This is a genomic window from Marilutibacter penaei (genome assembly GCF_014145395.1).
Classification (GTDB): domain Bacteria; phylum Pseudomonadota; class Gammaproteobacteria; order Xanthomonadales; family Xanthomonadaceae; genus Marilutibacter; species Marilutibacter penaei.
Genome location: NZ_JACHTE010000005.1, coordinates 296,539 through 314,899 on the forward strand (window position 1 = coordinate 296,539; position 18,361 = coordinate 314,899).

Consider the following 18,361-nt stretch of genomic DNA (forward strand, 5'->3'; position numbering starts at 1 on the left):
TTCAGGAGACAAACCTCGCTACGCACCGCCTGAGCCATCGCGCCCGGACCCCGGGAAGCGAGCACGACCACACCGACACCATGGGCTTCTTTCGGACGGCGAGCGCAAGCGCCTTCAGCGTCTCTCGCCTGGGCACTCCGTCTCCTTTGAGAAGCTTCAGGAGGAACCGCTCCAGACTGATCCAGGAATGGACGGCGACATCAGTGTCCGCCCCCTGCAGCGCGCCTCCCAAGACCACTGCCCGCATGTCCGACAGCACGTCGAAGCCGGAGGCCTGCAATAGTTCGATCTGAAGCCATGGGCGCGGGTTCAGTTCGAGGAGCTTCGGGTTTCCGTCTGCATCTGCGAGAAAGGAAAGCTCAGCCACCCCGACCAGATCCAACGCGCCGACGATCGATTCGGTAGCCTCCCTGAGCACTTCGGACCCCGGGCACGTCTCCACCCAGCACGCACTCCCTCCCTTCCCAGGGAACTTCATCCGCTCTATCACCTCCGCGTAACGATACTGTCCGCTCGCGTCGCGAACGACACAGGCACTTCGCTCGCCTCCGCTAATGGGTTGCAGGAGAGGCTGCGCGACCCAAGTCTGGCCACGTTCGAACTCGGTTCGCAGCAGCTGTCGGACCCGGGCGAGTTGAAGATCGTGTTCGCGAAACAGCTTCACACCGCCGGGTAGCGTGTCGCCCCATGGCTTGTGAACGGGCTTCAGCACAAACCGCGGGCCAAGAGTGTCAGCCACCCTCTCAAGATCGTCGAGACATCTAACTTCCTGCGTCACGGCAAGAAAGCGACCAAGCTCTTCGCGCTGCAGGAACTGGAATACCTCTGCCTTGTCCAGCCCGCCCTTGGACAGCGCTCTGCAACGGGAGAGCCGGAGGTCCTGCCCTCGTGCTTCCATCGCATCGACGAGAATGCCCAAAGAGTCGTCTTCCGTTGCGATAGCCAGTACACCGGAAGTGCCGAAGCGCGAACGTAGCAGGCCTTCGAGATCCTCGAGTACAGCTTCGCGCGGCCCCGCAGGCGCAAAGTGCACTTCGCACCGCGGCACTCCCGCCAGCAAGGAGCTCGAACCCAGCGCGTAGACGAAGGCATACCCGTCCAGGGACACGCATCGCTCGACGACGGCCAACGATACCGCCTCCGCACCACCGGACACGATCACGGTGGGCGTGCTCATGAGCGTTTGGTGAAAACCCAAAGATAATTGGCGTATTGCCATGAGAAGGGTCCGGCGAACCGCTCCATCAGCCGTCGCTCCAACCTGGACAGCATGGGAAAGGCGCTTGTCGGAATGAGGCCGTAGCGGACCAGATAGATCCAGGGCCAGCGCGCGCCTCGTATCGCCCGCCTGCTCGCCAGCTCAAGTCCGCCTCGCGCGAATATCCCCGTCAAGTCTTCTTCGCGCATGTAGCGAGCGTCGCCACGCCTCAGGTTATCGATGACGACCACGTGCCCCCCCGGCTCAACATATCTGGCGACGGACTCGGCTATGCCTGCCACCCCCATCAGATGTAGCGAACGCATGACGTTCAGCAGGAAAGCGCAGGAAACCGAGCCATGCTCCAACGGCAGGTCGGGCAACGCCCCCACGCGGAAATCAGGCGTCGGGAAAAGCGCCCGGGCGGCTTCGATGACCCGCTGGGACGGATCGATGCCTACTAGGGAGTCGAATCCCAGCTCTGCGAGGCGGGCGGTCATCCTGCCATAGCCGCACCCGACATCCACCGCGACCCCGCCCGTCCGACCGAGCACCGACCGGATCGCATCCAACTGCAGGAGGCTGATGTACGCAGTCTTTCGACCCGCGCTGTCATGTGGGTCGAAGATATTGATCCCGGCATCGTCGAATACCGGCACGCTCCCCTTATCCATTCCGCACCCCTGGCAGGAACAAAACGCCCAACAAAAGGTCCCCGGCAAGCATGGCGGCGCGAACCAGAACGGCGATACCCGCGACCACCGGATCCGGAAAGCCGGTGGCAAAGGCCGCGAACGTGAGTTCCCGGACACCCAGCCCGGAGGGCGTCACCAGCGCAACGAAGCCGACGACCCAGGAGATCGAGTAGAAGGCACACAATCTCAACGCGCCTTCCGTCGATACGTCGTCGCTCGCGAGCGAGAAAGCCAACCACGCGCTGACGTACACCGCCCAGGAGGTCGCCATGTACAGGATCGCCTTCCAAAACCTTGGACTGCGCGTCGTGCGATGGAGATGGTTCACCCACCCAGCCATCCCTTTCCGCCGCAGGCGCGCCAGCAGCAGGTACGCGGGTCCGGGGCCAAGCAACAGCAACAGCAAGGCCGATTGCACCACCATCGGACGGTCCGGGCCGACGCCCAGGATAAGGATGACGGCCACGAGCAACGACATCCAGATGGTCAGCCCCATGAACGCGAGGTTCGCCGCGACCCACTGGCCAGGCGAGGCCAGATGTGCGGCATTGGTGGCCTGATAGGCCACGCCCAGGAAGCGCCCGGGTATGTGCTTCATCAGTTGACCCGCGAAGTGGAACCCGCCCAGAGCGTAGAATCCAAGGGAGCGGCCCGAAGCGCTCTCCATGATCTCACGGAAAGCCGCGAAGGAAAGCAGCAAGCTCAAGAGCAGGAGTAAGAAGCTCCCGAGCCCGTATCCAGGCTGGATACTCCAGACGAAGCCCGCGATTCGTCCCCACGCGCCGTTCAACAGCCACGCTGCCCACAGCAGCGTCACGATGACCAGGCACAGCGAGACGATCCGCAGCCACAAGGGCCTTGGCCGTCTCGTGGGGGAGCCCCGGCGACCTCGATCCTGCCCGATCATGTCCTTGAGGCGAACCTGCGGGGTGCTTTGATCATTGCTCATCCGAGCAGCTTCCCAAGGAGACTGCGAGCCGCGACGTCGACGTCAAAACGCGCCGCCATACACTCCATGGCAGGCTGGAACGAGACGGGGTTCCTTCTAAGGATTCTGGAGATGGCGTCCGAGAATGCCCGCGCTGTTACGTCCACCGCCAGTTCGCCGACACCCTGGCCCACCAGCGCAGGCAAGTCGCCGACCGGCATTGCGACCACGGGGCAACGAAGCTTCATTGCATCGGAAAACACCAGGGGAATGCTCTCGATGCGGGAAGGAATGAGCAAATAGTCCGCGTCGTTGATCGACGCCTCTGCAGCCTGCTTGTCGAGGAACCCTCCTGCATGTACCGGCCTCCCCGCACCCTGAAGGTCGGAAACCCTTCGGCGCACGGTCGCCTCCATCGGGCCACCTCCATTGATGCGAACCGACTCGATGCGATTCCAGTCCTCATCGGACAACAAGCCCAAGGCCTCAAGAAGAATGTCGACGCCCTTGTTGGCGTGCCAACGCCCCAGGAACGTCAGCACGAAAGGGGCGCCGCCGGTACGGGATGCCGGTTGGCTGAGGATCCGCCGGGTGCTGGGGAGGAAAATCACCTCGCGATCTGCCAGCTTCTGCGTTTCCTGCGCCAACCCAAGCCCGTCAGAGAAGCAGTAGCGTCCCTGCCTGAGGACGAGCCTGAGAAACCACCGGACTACCGGCACGCGTCCCAGCGACCAGATGTCGCTTCCGAGAGTCCAGGTCGAGTACGGAACCGCGTGCTTCCCAGAGCAGCGCTTGGCCCAATAGCCGCACGGCAGGGCCCAAAGGGCCAGCACATGAGCCGTCGGACCGGAAGTCACCGCCCGCTCGGTCACCCGTGACCCGGAACGCATGACCCGGAAGGCCGCCACCAGATCCCTGAAGGACATGAAACTCAGCGTGGAAAGCGGCTTGTCCGGCGCGCGAAAGCGGAATACCTCGACACCCGGAGACCAGGTTTCGATGCATTCTCTTTCGCCCGGAGCCACGACCTTCACGCTGACCCGCTCCCCCAGGAGCTCGGCGAGATCCGATACGAAAGAGCCCGCGGCCTCGCGCCCGTCCCCCCGGATGGGAAACGACGTGGTCACCAGGACAATTGCACCCGGACCGAGGGTCATCCGCGACTCGCCAACACGGTGTAGCCACTGGTCATCGCGTCCCAGTCCGGGCAGCATTTCCCTCCGATCCAGGCAAGCAGGTTCACCACCGGCACCGCACAGACAAGGAGCGGCAACAGCAGGACGGCGGGAGACCGGCGCCTCAACGCCTCACGCGCGACCCCTCCCAGCGACAAAGAGGCAAGAAGGCCTGCCGTCTCCAGCGCACCCAGGCCCGGCGTGGTCGCCTTGAGGATGAACCCCGCCGCCCGGAGTTCACGTTCCAGCCCATGCCGGGTGTAGCGTTGATAGTCGTGGGGTGCATCATGGATCGGGTAAAGGAAAGGCATGCTCAAAAGCAGAATGCCACCAGGACGCAGCACGCGTGCCGCCTCAGCACATGACTCCCGAGGACATCGCAGATGCTCGAGGACCTCCAACATCACCACGGAGTCCACGCTCGCGTCGGCAATGGGCAGTCTCGAAGCATCCGCATACAGTGTCGGACGTGCCCCGTACAGTTCTCTTCCCGTCGCGGGGTAGTCCAGTCCCAAGTACGTGCAGTCGCGCGGCAAACACCGCTCTACCCAGCGATCCGCGCACCCAATGTCCAGTACGCGGCCAGGTGGCAGTGTAGCCAGCAATCCCCGGAGTTCTTCGGTACCACGGAGCAACCATTGCGGATGCAGTGGGGTCGCCTTCAGGCGCCGCACCCAACGGTTCAAGCGGGAAGCCACCTCACTCCTCGTCCCGGCGTGCCGCCAGGTAGGTCAATCCGGTGATCTGCTCGCTTACGAGCCCGATCAGGAAGATGATCACCGCAGCGCTGAACAGCAGGGCGCTCATGTTGGTGAACCGCCCCATCGTCGCAAACGTCCAGGCGTAGTAACCCGCGCCCAGCAGGAAAAACGCCGCCGCCGCAGGGGCGAACAGTTTCAAGGGTGAGTACAGCGTCGCGATCCGGAAGATGATCAGCAGGAAACGCACCCCGTCGCGAAGCGGGCGTATGTGACTGCCGGTGCCGACCCGCTTGGCAACGGGAATGGGTACGTACGTCACTGGGTAGGCACTGCGGAAGAACGCCATCGTGCTGGTCGTGGGGTAGCTGAAGCCGTTCGGGAGCAGGTGTAGGAACTCCCGGAAGCGATCCGCGCGCACCGCGCGGAAGCCCGACGTGAGGTCCATGACCTTGTGCCCGGTCATCCAGCTGGCGAGCGTGTTGTAGAACCGGTTCGCCAGTCCCCGGTGCAGGTTCGCCTGGCCACTGCCGTCCCGCGCGCCCACGACCAGGTCGTAGCCTGCCTCGATCTGCTCCAGCAGCAGCGGGATATGCGCCGGATCGTGCTGGCCATCGCCGTCCATGAAGACGATGACGTCGCCCCCGGCCGCACGCGCTCCCCGCTTGATCGCCGCGCCGTTGCCCATCGAATAGGGGGATGACAGCACCCTCGCGCCCAGGCGCGTGGCCACCTCGGCCGTATCATCGGTGGATCCGTCATCAACCACGATGACCTCCGCCCCCGGCACGGTGGCGGCCAGCCCGGGCAGGGTCCGGGCCAGGCCGGCGGATTCGTTCTTTGCGGGCAAGACCACGGTAACGCGCATGCATCCCCCTTTCATCGAGCGAAAGAGTACCCTGAAACGGCGTTCCGGAAAGGTGCGCTGCGTCCGTTCGCCAAATGCCGGGATTGCGGTAAAGTCGTCCCGGGGAGAGTGCCTGGGGGCCAGATGAATACGGTTTCGACCGCCAACCTGGTGGGAATCACGGGTATTGCCCGTCGGCTCGTCATGGACGGGGCCCTGGACGAGGCCGCCGCCCGCGAAGCCATGGCCGCATCCACGGCGGACAACCGGCCCTTGTCCCTGTACCTGGTCGAGAAACGGCTGGTCAGCCAGCAGGCGCTGGCCGCCGCGAACTCGATGGAGTTCGGCATGCCCCTGCTGGACCCTGGCGCGCTGGACCCGGCGCAGACGGCCATCGGGACCGTGCCCGAAGAGATGCTCCGCAAGCACAACGTGCTGCCGCTGTACAAACGCGGCGGGCGGCTGTTCCTCGGCATCGCGGACCCCACCAACATCCATGCCCTCGATGAGATCAAGTTCAGGACGAACCTGGCCGTCGACGCCGTCCTGATCGACGACGAGTCCATTCGCCGGAACCTCGACCGCTGGCTGGACAACGCGGACGTCATGGAGGGGGCCAATGACGAAGGGCTGGAGAACCTCGAGGTCGGTGGCAGTGACGATGAAATCGGCGACAGCGGTGTCGACGCCAAGGGCGACGACACCCCGGTGGTCAAGTTCGTCAACAAGGTGCTTGTGGATGCGATCCGCCGCGGCGCCTCTGACATCCACTTCGAACCCTATGAAACCGAGTACCGGGTTCGCCAGCGCATCGACGGCCTGCTGAAACAGGCGGCGAAGGTGCCGGTGAAGCTGCAGGCCCGCATCGCGGCGCGCCTGAAGGTCATGTCCCAGCTGGACATCGCCGAGAAGCGCGTGCCGCAGGACGGCCGCATCAAGCTGAACCTGTCCAAGACCAAACAGATCGACTTCCGCGTCAGCACCCTGCCCACGCTGTTCGGCGAGAAGATCGTGCTGCGTATCCTCGACGGCAGCGCCGCGAAGCTCGGCATCGACAAGCTGGGGTACGAGGACGACCAGAAGGATCTGTACCTGAGCGCCATCGCCAAGCCCTACGGCATGGTGCTGGTGACCGGCCCGACCGGTTCCGGCAAGACGGTGTCGCTGTACACCGCGCTGAACATCCTCAACGACGAAACGCGCAACATCTCCACCGTCGAGGACCCGGTCGAAATCCGCGTGCCCGGCATCAACCAGGTGCAGATGAACGTCAAGCGCGGCATGACCTTCGCGGCCGCGTTGCGCAGCTTCCTGCGTCAGGATCCGGACGTGATCATGGTCGGCGAAATCCGCGACCTGGAAACCGCCGAGATCGGCATCAAGGCGGCCCAGACCGGCCACATGGTGCTCTCCACCCTGCATACCAACGACGCCCCGCAGACCATCGCCCGCCTGATGAACATGGGCGTCGCGCCCTTCAACATCACCTCTTCGGTGACGCTGGTGATTGCCCAGCGACTGGCGCGCCGGCTGCACGATTGCAAGCGCCCGGTGGACCTGCCCGACCACGCGCTACTCGCGGAGGGGTTCTCGCAAGAAGAGATCGATGCAGGCCTGAAGATCTACGAGGCCGTCGGCTGCCCCGACTGCACCGAGGGCTACAAGGGCCGGACCGGCATCTACCAGGTGATGCCGATGAGCGAAGAAATCCAGACGATCGTCTTGGCGGGCGGCAACGCACTGCAGATCGCGGAGGCAGCGCAGAGGTCGGGCATCCGCGACCTTCGCCAGTCCGCGCTGCTGAAGGTCAAGAACGGCGTTACCAGTCTTTCCGAAATCAACCGCGTGACCAAGGACTAAACCATGTCCGCAACCCGAACCGCAACGACCAACCAGACCGTCCGCCGCGCCAACCCGCTGGAGCTTTTCGTATGGGAAGGCACCGACAAGCGCGGCGTGGTGATGAAGGGGGAGCAGCCGGCCAAGAGTGCCAACATGCTACGGGCTGAACTGCGCAGGCAGGGCATCACTCCGAAGGTGGTCAAGGCCAAGCCCAAGCCGCTGTTCGGCGCCGCGGGCAGTCGCATCACCCCCAAGGACATTGCGGTCTTCAGCAGGCAGATCGCGACGATGATGAAGTCCGGCGTCCCGATCGTGACCGCCATGGAGATAATCGCGCAGGGGCAGAAGAACGTCCGGATGAAGAACCTGGTCAACACGGTCAGGAGCGACATCGAAAGCGGCTCTTCCCTGTACGAGGCCATCAGCAAGCACCCCGTACAGTTCGACGAGCTCTACCGGAATCTGGTCCGCGCCGGCGAGAGCGCCGGTGTACTGGAGACCGTCCTGGACACCGTGGCGACGTACAAGGAGAACGTCGAAAGCCTGAAAGGCAAGATCAAGAAGGCCCTGTTCTATCCCGCGATGGTGATCGCGGTGGCCCTCGTCGTCAGCTCCATCCTCTTGATCTTCGTGGTGCCGCAGTTCGAGGAAGTCTTCCAGGGCTTTGGTGCCGACCTGCCGGCGTTTACCAAGCTGATCATCAAGTTCAGCGACTTCATGGTGAGCTGGTGGTGGCTGATCCTGCTTTCGGTGGTGGGCGCCGGCGTGGCATTCGTCATGCTGATGAAACGGTCCACGGCCTTCGCCCGTTTCGTGGACAGGATGCTGCTCAAGGTGCCGGTGGTCGGCCAGATCATGCATAACGCGGCGATCGCCCGTTTCGCCCGCACCCTTGCCGTGACATTCGCCGCGGGTGTGCCGCTCGTTGAAGCTCTGGGTACGGTGGCGGGCGCAACCGGCAACAGCGTGTACGAGAGTGCCGTCCTGCGCATGCGCGATGACGTGGCGGTGGGTTACACGGTCAACATGTCCATGAAGCAGACGAACGTGTTCCCCCACATGGTCACCCAGATGGTCGCGATCGGCGAGGAAGCCGGTGCGCTGGATGCGATGCTGTTCAAGGTGGCCGAGTTCTACGAAGAAGAGGTCAACAATGCGGTGGATGCGCTGAGCAGCCTGCTGGAGCCGCTGATCATGGTCATCCTGGGTGTGCTGGTGGGCGGCATGGTCATCGCGATGTACCTGCCGATCTTCAAGCTGGCAGCAGCCGTCGGCTGACACATGGCATTCCTCGACCAGAACCCGGCCATCGGGTATCCGCTGGTGGCCGGACTGGGGCTGCTGGTGGGCAGCTTCCTGAACGTGGTGATCCTCCGCCTGCCCAAGCGGCTGGAGTGGGAATGGAAGCGGGACAGCCGCGAGATCCTGGGCGAGCCCGAGGATTACGACCCGCCACCGCCCGGCATCGTGGTGGAGCGCTCCCACTGCCCGAAGTGCAAGCGCCAGCTCCGATGGTACGAGAACGTCCCGGTCGTGAGCTGGGCCATCCAGGGCGGCAAGTGCCGGGGCTGCGGCGAGAAAATCTCCATCCAGTACCCGCTGGTGGAGCTGGTGACCATGCTGCTCGTGGTCGCCAGCGTGTGGCAGTTCGGGTTCGGCTGGCAGGGTTTTGGCGCGGCGCTGTTCAGCTGTTTCCTGGTGGCGCTGTCGGGCATCGATTTCCGCACCCAGCTGCTGCCCGACCAGCTCACCCTGCCCCTGATGTGGCTCGGCCTGATCGCCAGCGCGGACAGCCTGTACATGCCGACCAAGCCCGCCCTGCTGGGGGCCGTGGGCGGCTACCTCAGCCTGTGGACGGTGTGGTGGATCTTCAAGCAACTGACCGGCAAGGAAGGCATGGGCCATGGCGATTTCAAGCTGCTCGCCGCCATCGGCGCATGGGTGGGCTTGAAGGGCATCCTGCCCACGATCCTGATCTCCTCCCTGGTCGGCGCCATCATCGGTTCGGTCTGGCTGGCCATGAAGGGCCGGGATCGGGCGACGCCGATCCCCTTCGGTCCCTACCTGGCGATCGCCGGCTGGATCGTGTTCTTCTGGGGCGAACCCATCGTAGGCGGCTACCTGCGCTATTCCGGGCTGGGCTGACCGTCACGCGGGATCGCGCGACAATGCGCGCATGAGCGACACCATCATCGGCGTCACCGGGGGCGTCGCCTCCGGCAAGAGCACGGTCACCCGCCTCTTCGAGGCGCTCGGCGTCGAGGTCGTTGACGCCGACGTCGCCGCGCGTGAAGTCGTTGCGCCAGGCAGCGATGGGCTGGCCGAAGTCGTGACGGCTTTCGGCGCCGGGGTTCTGGACGGCAGCGGGGCGTTGGACCGCGCGTCCATGCGCCAGCGCGTCTTCGCCGACGAGGACAGCCGCCATCGCCTTGAGGCCATCATCCACCCGCGGGTCCGCACCTGGATGCAGGAACGTTGCTTGGCAGCCACCGGTCCGTACGCGATCGCCGCGATCCCCCTGCTCGCGGAAGGCGGCGGACGTGCCACTTGGCCCTGGCTGGCACGCATCCTGGTGGTGGACGTGCCGGAAGCCGTGCAACGCGAGCGCCTGATGGCGCGCGACGGCGTGGACGAGGCGCTGGCGCTGCGCATGATAGCGGCGCAGTCCGATCGTGCCGGGCGACTGGCGATCGCCGACGACGTGCTCGTCAACGACGGGCCGCTTGAAGCGCTGGATGCACACGTGGCGGCCCTGGACCGCCGCTACCGGGCGCTGGCCAGCGTCTGAGCGGAGCGGGCGGACCGGGGCGGATTCAGGCCGTCATCGGCCACAGGCTGCGGATCGCAGCGATGCCCTGGGCCCCGTGGCGACGCGCTTCATCGAGATCGTCCAGCCCCAGGCCCCCGATCGCATAGATCGGCAGGCTGACCTGTTCGCGCAGCTGCGCAAAGCCTGCCCAGCCGATGCCGGCCACACCGGGATGGCTGGGCGTTTCCCGCACCGTCCCGAGCACGGCGAAATCGCAACCCAGGGCCTCTGCCTGGCGCAGCTCGGCAAGGTCATGGCACGAGGCGCCGACCGGCACCGACCCGGGCAACGGGCGTTCGTCGAGCTCCCCCAGCTGGGCGGCAGTCAAGTGCACGCCGGTGCCGAGCAGCCGGGCCAGTGCGATGTCACCGTTGAGCAGGCACTCCACCCCGGCTTTGCGGCAGCGCCGTGCCACGGCCGACGCCAGTGCCCGGATCCGCTCGGGCGCCAGCCCCGGCACCCGCACCTGCACGCGCTCGATGCCGGTCTTCAGCGCGGCATCCAGCCCCGCCAGCCAGCGACCGTCGTCTTCGCCGGGCAATGGCGTCACCAGGTAAAGCGGGGGCTGGCCCAGCGCGGCCACCACCGGCACGTCGGCCGGTGGCATGGTGTACCGGTCGAGCTTCTCCGGAGGCACCCAGACCAGCGCCTGCTGCTCGCGACCGCGCGGCGCCCCGTCCCAATCGTCGATCTCGCGGACTTCGAGGCGCAGGCGCTTGTCGGGATATTCCTGCGGCACGGTGATGACGTGCGCGCCCACGCGGGCCTCGATCCCCAGCTCCTCGCGCAGTTCCCGGACCAGCGCCTCGTCGGGCGATTCACTGGCCTTGCGCTTCCCGCCGGGGAACTCCCAGCGACCGGCGAAATCACGGCCCTCGGTACGCCGGGTCAACAGGACCCGACCTCGCGCGTCGCGGAGCACGCCGGCCACCACGTCCACGTGGCGCTTGCTCATGCCATGCCGCATCCCTGCCGGTGCCACTCCCCCCCCCCTGCCCTCCGGCCCGGCCTTCATGGCCGTGGGCGGGCAGGGCCGACTGGACGCCGGGTCAGTCGAGCTGCCCATGGCAATGCTTGTACTTCTGGCCGCTACCACAGGGGCAGGGGTCGTTGCGCCCGACCTTGGGCAGGGCACGCGCGGCCTGCTGGAAACGCTGGCCCGGCGCGGCCACGTCGGCCGCCTCCTCGTCAGCGCCGTAACCGCCGGAGTCGGCATGCCGGAACTGCATCTGGCGCGCCTTGGCCTCGGCGGCGGCGCGCTCCTGCGCCTCCATCATCGCGATCTCTTCCTCGGTGCGGATGCGCACGCGGGCCAGCAGCGTCACGACCTCGCTCTTCACCTTGTCGAGCATCTGCCCGAACAACTCGAAGGCCTCGCGCTTGTACTCCTGCTTGGGCTGCTTCTGCGCGAAGCCGCGCAGGTGGATGCCCTGGCGCAGGTAGTCCATGCGTGCGAGGTGCTCCTTCCAGCTCTGGTCGAGCACGTTGAGCATCAGGTGCTTCTCGAGCTGGCGCATGGTGTCGCTGCCCAGCTGGGTCTCGCGTTCGTCGAAATGGCGGTCGACCGCCTGCACGACGAGTTCCTCGATGCCTTCCGCGTCGATGTCGTCGCCATTGGACACGCGCGACTGCAGCTCCGTCTTGACGCCCAGTTGCGCCTCGAGCGCGGCCTCCAGGCCCGGCAGGTCCCACTGCTCGTCCACCGAATCCGGCGGCACGTGGCGGGCGACCAGCTCGGCGACCACGTCGTAGCGGATCCCGTCGATGTTCTCCTTGACGCTCTCGGCCTCGAGCAGCTCGTCGCGCTGGCCGTAGATGACCTTGCGCTGGTCGTTGTTGACGTCGTCGAAGTCGAGCAGGTTCTTGCGGATGTCGAAGTTGTGCGCCTCGACCTTCCGCTGCGCGTTGGCGATCTGCTTGGTGACCAGCGCGCTCTCGATGATGTCGTCTTCCTTCAAGCCCATCCGCGCCATCACCTTCTGCACCCAGTCGGCGGCGAAGATGCGCATCAGGTTGTCTTCCAGCGACAGGTAGAAGCGCGAGGAGCCCGGGTCGCCCTGGCGACCGGCGCGGCCGCGCAGCTGGTTGTCGATGCGGCGGCTCTCGTGGCGCTCGGTGCCGATGATGTGCAGGCCACCGGCCTGCTTGACCGCGTCGTGGCGGACCTGCCACTCCGACTTCAGGCGCGCGCGCGTCAACTCGTCGACCGGCGCTCCGGTGCTCTCCGCCAGGGCCTCCAGCTCGGCCTCCAGCGCGCCGCCCAGCACGATGTCGGTACCGCGGCCGGCCATGTTGGTGGCAATGGTGATGGCTCCCGGCCGGCCCGCCTGCGCGATGATGTGGGCCTCGCGCTCATGCTGTTTCGCATTGAGCACCTCGTGCGGGATACCGGCCTTGCGCAGCTCTTCGCTGAGCAGCTCGGAAACCTCGATCGAGGTGGTGCCGACCAGGACCGGCTGGCCCTTGGCGTTCGCCTCCTTGATCTCGCCGACAACGGCGCGGAACTTGCCGTTGCGGTTGAGGAACACCGCGTCCGGGTGGTCCTTTCGCTGCACCGGCTTGTTGGTCGGGATGACCACCACTTCCAGCCCGTAGATGTTCTGGAACTCGTAGGCCTCGGTGTCCGCGGTGCCGGTCATGCCGGCCAGCTTGTTGTACATGCGGAACAGGTTCTGGAAGGTGATGCTGGCCAGCGTCTGGTTCTCGCGCTGGACAGGCACGCCCTCCTTCGCCTCGACCGCCTGATGCAGGCCGTCGGACCAGCGGCGCCCGGCCAGGGTGCGGCCGGTGAACTCGTCGACGATGATGACCTCGCCGTCGCGGACGATGTAGTCGACGTCGCGCTGGTAGATCGCGTGCGCGCGCATCGCCGCGTTGAGATGGTGGACCACGCTCAGGTTGGCGCCGCTGTAGAGGGAGTCCTCGTCATCCTTGAGGATGCCGGCCTCGCGCAGCAGGTGCTCGGCATGCTCCTGCCCGCTCTCGGACAGGTGGACCTGCTTCTGCTTCTCGTCGACCCAGAAGTCGCCCTCGCCGTCCTCGGTCGCCTGGCGGACCAGCTGCGGCACGATGCGGTTGACCTTGATGTACAGCTCCGGCGACTCGTCGGCCGGGCCGGAGATGATCAGCGGCGTGCGTGCCTCGTCGATCAGGATCGAGTCGACCTCGTCGACGATCGCGAAATTCAGCTCGCGCTGGTGCTTGTCCTGCTTCGACAGCGCCATGTTGTCGCGCAGGTAGTCGAAACCGAATTCGTTGTTGGTGCCGTAGGTGATGTCGGCGCCATACGCGGCGCGCTTGTCGCCGTGCGGCATGCCGGGGTACACCACGCCGACGCTGAGGCCCAGCCAGCTGTACAGCTTGCCCATCCACTCGGAGTCGCGGCGGGCCAGGTAGTCGTTGACGGTAACGACGTGCACGCCCTTGCCTTCCAGCGCGTTGAGATAGACCGGCAAGGTCGCGACCAGGGTCTTGCCTTCGCCGGTGCGCATCTCGGCGATCTTGCCCAGGTGCAGCACCATGCCGCCGATCAGCTGCACGTCGTAATGGCGCATGCCCATGACGCGGCGCGAGGCCTCGCGGCAGACCGCGAAGGCTTCGGGCAGGACCTTGTCGAGGGTCTCGCCGTCCTGGATGCGCTTCTGGAATTCCGGGGTCTTGGCCTGCAGCTCGGCGTCGGAGAGTTTCTCCATCTGCGGCTCGAGCGCGTTGATCTTGTCGACGGACTTCTGCAGTTGGCGCAGCAGGCGTTCGTTGCGGCTGCCGAAGACACGGGTAAGCAGGCTGTTGAGCATGGACGGACCGATGGTGTTCGTGGACGGAACCCGCAGGGCGGACGCCGGAAAAAAGAGGGGGGCGCAAGCGCCCCCCGGCACTCCGATTGTAGCTGGGGGCGAGGAAGCCTGCTTGCAAGGCACTGCCTTGCAGGCGTCCGAGCGCCCGGAGCGGCTGTGACGCGCAGGGCCGGAACGAGGAAGCCTGCTTGCAAGGCATGGCCTTGCGGGCTTCCGGGTGCCCGGAGCGACGGCGTGCCTGCGGGCGGCTCCCCGCGCGGATCGGCGCGCCTTCGGCCGCCCGGAATACAACGAAGGCCGCCCGGGGGCAGCCTTCATCGCATCGATACGGGATTTCAGCCCTGCAGCAGTGGCGACTGCTGGCTGAGGAAGTTGCGGGGGTTCACGACCTTGCCGTGTTCCCACACTTCGAAGTGCACGTGGGCGCCGGTCGAGCGACCGGTGGAGCCCGCCTTGGCGATCTCCTGGCCGGCGCGGACCAGCTCGCCAACCCGGCGGGACAGGCGCGAGTTGTGCGCGTACCGGGTCACGTAGCCATTGCCGTGGTCGACTTCCACCACCTTGCCGTAGCCGGAACGGACACCCGAATAGCTGATGACGCCGTCCGCGACGGCGTAGACCGGGTCACCGGTGTTGGCGTCGAAGTCCAGGCCCTTGTGCAGCGCGCGACCGCCGCGGAAGGGATCGGCACGGTAGCCGAAACCCGAGGTGATGTAGCTGCGACCCACCGGTGAACGCGAGGGCACGGCGTTCAGGTCGAGCTGGCGGCTGAACAGCAGCGACTCCAGTACGGAGAGCTGCTCGCCCGAGGCCTTGAACTGCGCATCGAGCTGCTGCAGGCCTTCGTCGAGCTCGGGCTTGCTGATATCTTCCACCGGGCCTGCACCACCGACGCCGACGGGCTTCTCGAAGTCGAATTCGCCGTCCTGGAGCTGGCCGATGCGCGTCAGGCGCTCGCCCAGCGCGTTCAGGCGGTTCGCCTCGGCCTGGAGTTCGCCCAGGCGGGCAGCGAGCGCGTTGACCTCGCGCTGCGCCTCGCGCCGGGTATCCTCGATCTGCGCCTGTTGCGCCGCCACCTCGCTCCGGAGCGAGGACGTGGACAACGCAGCGACGCCCAGGCCGATGCCGAGACCGGCCACCAGCAGCGCCGAAGCGTACACGCCGGGGCGGCTGGCGCCGAGGCGGTGGCCCCGGTCGAGCAGGCCGACGTTGCGAAGTCGCGGCGAAATGTATTTGTCGAAGGTCATGTGTCCGATGTCTGATTCCAAAGCCAAGTCGCGAAGTGCCCGCCAATCGGCTCCGCAGGAAGCGCTGGACGCGCTGCTTGCCGAGCCTTCTGGCGATCCGATCCGCCGGGCCATATGGCTCGGCGAAGTCGACCGTCGCCTACATCCCCACCTGCCCCCTTCACTCGCCGAACATGCACGGCTTGCGAACATCAAGGGAAGCACGCTGGTTTTTGTCGTCGACGCTCCGGTATGGAGTGCGAAACTGCGCCTTGCCGCACCGGACCTGCTCGACGTGGCCCGATCCATCGGGCTTGTCGCCACCGACGTGGCCATCAAGGTTTCGACGGATGCCCGCCTGCCCCCCGTAACGCCACCACGCCGGCCCATCCCCCTGTCACCGCGATCCGAACAGGCATTGCGGTCGGCCCTCGACAGCCTGCGGGACGACGAGGCGTCGCGCGACTGAAGGTCGGACCAGGCGACGCGTCTCCGGGACGCACACGCCATGACAAAGCGATGTGAAATCCTACTGAGCGAAACCGGGCTGTTTGTTAACTATTCGATAACAAAAAAGAAATTAATTGTTAAAATTTAGTTAACGCCCGGGAGAGTGTTCACGTCTGTGACGGCGGCACGTTTCATTCGTGAACGGATCACGCGCCCACCGGCATCGCGGATGCCGGCATGGCCAAGGCACTTCCGATAGGGCACAGGGCGCCGGTGCCGCGGGCCCGGCGCAATCGCCGGCGCAATCGGGAACGGGGGGCAGGCCGCCGCCCCGTCAGGCGTCTCAGGCCCCCGCAGGCGCGGGTGAATAGGCCACGGGCTCGGCCACGTCGTCTTCGAAGGTCACTTCGTCCCAGGCGGACGTTTCCGCCAGCAGCGCGCGGACCAGGGCGTTGTTGAGGGCGTGCCCGGACTTGAAGCCTTCGTAGGCGCCGATGATCGGATGGCCGGCCAGGTAGAGGTCGCCGACCGCATCCAGGATCTTGTGGCGGACGAACTCGTCGGCGTAGCGCAGCCCGTCTTCGTTCAGGACGCGGAACTCATCCAGCACGATCGCGTTGTCCATGGAGCCACCCAGCCCCAGGTTGCGCTCGCGCATGAACTCCAGGTCGCGCATGAAGCCGAAGGTCCGGGCCCGGCTGACTTCCTTGATATAGGCCGCGGTCGAAAAGTCCACTTCGGCCCTCGACTGCGAGTCGGGAATCGCGGGATGGTCGAACTCGACTGTAAAGCCGAGGCGGAAGCCATCGTGCGGCTCGAAGCGGGCGATCTTGTCGCCGTCGCGCACTTCCACCGGGTGCTTGATGCGGATGAAGCGCTTCGGGGCGTCCTGCTCCAGGATGCCCGCCGACTGCAGCAGGAACACGAACGGACCCGCCGAGCCATCCATGATCGGGACTTCCGGCGCGGAGAGTTCCACGATTGCGTTGTCGATGCCGAGGCCGGCCATCGCGGAGAGCAGGTGTTCGACGGTCTGGATCTTGGCCGGGCCGCAGCTGAGGCCGGTGCACAGCACGGTTTCGCTGACCAGCTCGGCGCGCGCGGGGATCTCCGCGACCGGATCGAGGTCGACCCGACGGAATACGATCCCGTGGTCCACCGGGGCGGGCCGCAAAGTCAGGAACACCTTCTCGCCACTGTGCAGCCCCACGCCGGTGGCGCGGATCACGTTCTTCAGGGTGCGTTGGCGCTGCATGTCGGGAATCGGTGCCTGTGCGGGGCGTGGGGACGCCGAAAACACGGGGGAGAATATCACGCAGGTGGCTGAACCTGAACGGAAAGACGGCACTGTCCCATGCCTGTCATCCGACCCGGGGAAACTGACCGACCCGACGTGACGGGCCGGTCAAGAAGCGGTCGCGCCATGCGACGCGCCGCGAAATCCCCACCGGCCGGGGACGAGTCCGGCCGGAGGCATGCCGGGTTCCGGGTCAGTCCGCCTGGCGGCGGAGGAAGGCCGGGATGTCCAGGTAGTTGCCGTTGCCGCCGAAGTCGGCCACGTCCGCCTTGCCCGCGCCCGCCGTCTCGGCCTGGCCGGCCTCGCGGCGAAGGCTGTTGCCGAAGCTCGGCGTCGCCGGCTGGACCACCTCGTCCATGGCGCTGAATTCCGGTTGGCCGGTGGTGCCGTTGCGGACCAGCTGGATGTTGCGCTCCTGCGGGCGCGACTGCTTGGCCGCGACGCGGTTGAGGCCCGTCGCCACCACGGTGACACGCACTTCGTCCTGCATGTCCGGATCCAGCACGGTGCCGATGACCACGGTGGCATCCTCCGAGGCGAACTGGTCGATGGTGCGGCCCACCTCGTCGAACTCGGCCATGGTGAAATCCGGGCCGGCGGTGATGTTGACCAGGATGCCGTTGGCGCCGGTCAGGTTGACGTCGTCCAGCAGCGGGTTCTGCACCGCCGACTCGGCGGCGGCCTGGGCGCGGTCGTCGCCGCGGGCGGCGCCGGTGCCCATCATCGCCAGGCCCATCTCGGACATGACGGTGCGGACGTCGGCGAAGTCGACGTTGATCAGGCCGGGGCGCACGATCAGGTCGGCGATGCCCTGGACGGCCCCCTGCAGCACGTCATTGGCGGCGCGGAACGCCTGGATCATCGTCGCGTTGCGGCCGAGCACGGTGATCAGCTTCTCGTTCGGGATGGTGATCAGCGAGTCGCAGTGGTGGCTCAGTTCCTCGATGCCCTTGAGCGCGACCTGCATGCGGCGGCGACCCTCGAACGGGAACGGCTTGGTGACGACGGCGACGGTCAGGATGCCCATTTCCTTGGCCAGCTGCGCGACCACCGGCGCGGCGCCGGTGCCGGTGCCGCCACCCATGCCGGCGGTGATGAACACCATGTCGGCGCCTTCCATCGCGTCCATCAGGCGTTCGCGGTCCTCGAGCGCGGCCTGGCGGCCGACCTCCGGGTTGGCGCCGGCGCCCAGGCCCTTGGTGACGTTGCTGCCCAACTGGAGCTGCAGCTTGGCACCGCAGTTCTTGATCGCCTGGGCATCGGTGTTGGCGGTGATGAATTCGACGCCATCGACGTTGCTGTTGACCATGTGGGCGACGGCGTTGCCGCCGCCACCGCCGACGCCGATGACCTTGATGATGGCATTGGGCGCCATGCTCTCGACCAGTTCGAAATGTGCCAT

16 protein-coding genes are annotated in these 18,361 nt (G+C 66.1%); 5 read left to right on the plus strand and 11 right to left on the minus strand.

Annotated features, from left to right (window positions below; translation table 11 throughout):
- Position 1 precedes the first annotated feature (1 nt).
- The 6 genes from H4F99_RS08800 to H4F99_RS08825 are packed head-to-tail and all read right to left on the minus strand — an operon-like array spanning position 2 to position 5,562.
- Entirely contained in the window at positions 2-1,177 is a 1,176-nt protein-coding gene (locus H4F99_RS08800; protein WP_182669356.1) for an ATP-grasp domain-containing protein, read from the minus strand.
- On the minus strand, positions 1,174-1,872 hold the full coding sequence (locus H4F99_RS08805) for a class I SAM-dependent methyltransferase (RefSeq protein WP_182669357.1): 699 nt from the start codon (positions 1,870-1,872) through the stop codon (positions 1,174-1,176). Before H4F99_RS08805 ends, H4F99_RS08800 begins: the two co-directional genes overlap by 4 nt.
- Positions 1,865-2,842, minus strand: coding sequence for a lysylphosphatidylglycerol synthase domain-containing protein (locus tag H4F99_RS08810; protein WP_182669358.1), 978 nt, complete (start codon positions 2,840-2,842; stop codon positions 1,865-1,867). The genes H4F99_RS08805 and H4F99_RS08810 overlap by 8 nt, the downstream gene beginning before the upstream one ends.
- Positions 2,839-3,978, minus strand: coding sequence for a glycosyltransferase (locus H4F99_RS08815; protein ID WP_182669359.1), 1,140 nt, complete (start codon positions 3,976-3,978; stop codon positions 2,839-2,841). The genes H4F99_RS08810 and H4F99_RS08815 overlap by 4 nt, the downstream gene beginning before the upstream one ends.
- A complete protein-coding gene (locus H4F99_RS14625; protein WP_343064178.1) occupies positions 3,975-4,694 on the minus strand; it encodes a class I SAM-dependent methyltransferase in 720 nt (239 codons plus the stop codon). Before H4F99_RS14625 ends, H4F99_RS08815 begins: the two co-directional genes overlap by 4 nt.
- 1 nt (position 4,695) lies before the next feature.
- Entirely contained in the window at positions 4,696-5,562 is an 867-nt protein-coding gene (locus tag H4F99_RS08825; RefSeq protein ID WP_182669361.1) for a glycosyltransferase family 2 protein, read from the minus strand.
- Between the two features lie 123 nt (positions 5,563-5,685).
- On the opposite strand from H4F99_RS08825, the gene pilB reads away from it, so the two are divergent.
- From pilB to coaE, 4 genes are read left to right on the plus strand one after another with little or no spacing between them, the layout of a single operon-like run.
- A complete protein-coding gene (pilB, locus tag H4F99_RS08830) occupies positions 5,686-7,401 on the plus strand; it encodes a type IV-A pilus assembly ATPase PilB (RefSeq protein ID WP_182669362.1) in 1,716 nt (571 codons plus the stop codon).
- Between the two features lie 3 nt (positions 7,402-7,404).
- A complete protein-coding gene (locus H4F99_RS08835) occupies positions 7,405-8,661 on the plus strand; it encodes a type II secretion system F family protein (protein ID WP_182669363.1) in 1,257 nt (418 codons plus the stop codon).
- A gap of 3 nt (positions 8,662-8,664) precedes the next feature.
- Entirely contained in the window at positions 8,665-9,528 is an 864-nt protein-coding gene (locus H4F99_RS08840) for a prepilin peptidase (RefSeq protein WP_182669364.1), read from the plus strand.
- Positions 9,529-9,559: 31 nt separating this feature from the next.
- Complete coding sequence (gene coaE / locus H4F99_RS08845) at positions 9,560-10,171, plus strand: dephospho-CoA kinase (protein ID WP_182669365.1); 612 nt, start codon at positions 9,560-9,562, stop codon at positions 10,169-10,171.
- A 25-nt stretch (positions 10,172-10,196) separates the two neighbouring features.
- Here the strand turns inward: coaE and H4F99_RS08850 are convergent, their stop codons facing one another.
- The 3 genes from H4F99_RS08850 to H4F99_RS08860 form a co-directional block, all read right to left on the minus strand.
- The gene (locus tag H4F99_RS08850) at positions 10,197-11,147 is read right to left on the minus strand and encodes a Nudix family hydrolase (protein ID WP_182669366.1); all 951 of its coding nucleotides are present in this window, start codon (positions 11,145-11,147) and stop codon (positions 10,197-10,199) included.
- Positions 11,148-11,241: 94 nt separating this feature from the next.
- A complete protein-coding gene (secA, locus tag H4F99_RS08855; RefSeq protein WP_182669367.1) occupies positions 11,242-13,986 on the minus strand; it encodes a preprotein translocase subunit SecA in 2,745 nt (914 codons plus the stop codon).
- A gap of 335 nt (positions 13,987-14,321) precedes the next feature.
- Positions 14,322-15,233 carry a peptidoglycan DD-metalloendopeptidase family protein gene (locus H4F99_RS08860; protein WP_182669368.1) on the minus strand — a complete coding sequence of 304 codons (912 nt, stop codon included), beginning with the start codon at positions 15,231-15,233 and terminating at the stop codon, positions 14,322-14,324.
- Here H4F99_RS08860 and H4F99_RS08865 point away from each other — a divergent pair.
- The gene (locus H4F99_RS08865; protein WP_425488008.1) at positions 15,220-15,681 is read left to right on the plus strand and encodes a DciA family protein; all 462 of its coding nucleotides are present in this window, start codon (positions 15,220-15,222) and stop codon (positions 15,679-15,681) included. The two genes, H4F99_RS08860 and H4F99_RS08865, sit on opposite strands and share 14 nt — an antisense overlap.
- Before the next feature lie 324 nt (positions 15,682-16,005).
- Here H4F99_RS08865 and lpxC read toward each other — a convergent pair whose 3' ends face one another.
- Together lpxC and ftsZ are read right to left on the minus strand one after the other, a co-directional pair.
- Positions 16,006-16,917 (minus strand): UDP-3-O-acyl-N-acetylglucosamine deacetylase, encoded by a 912-nt coding sequence (lpxC, locus tag H4F99_RS08870; RefSeq protein WP_182669369.1) that lies wholly within the window; start codon positions 16,915-16,917, stop codon positions 16,006-16,008.
- 235 nt (positions 16,918-17,152) lie between these two features.
- On the minus strand, positions 17,153-18,361 hold the full coding sequence (ftsZ, locus tag H4F99_RS08875; protein WP_182669370.1) for a cell division protein FtsZ: 1,209 nt from the start codon (positions 18,359-18,361) through the stop codon (positions 17,153-17,155).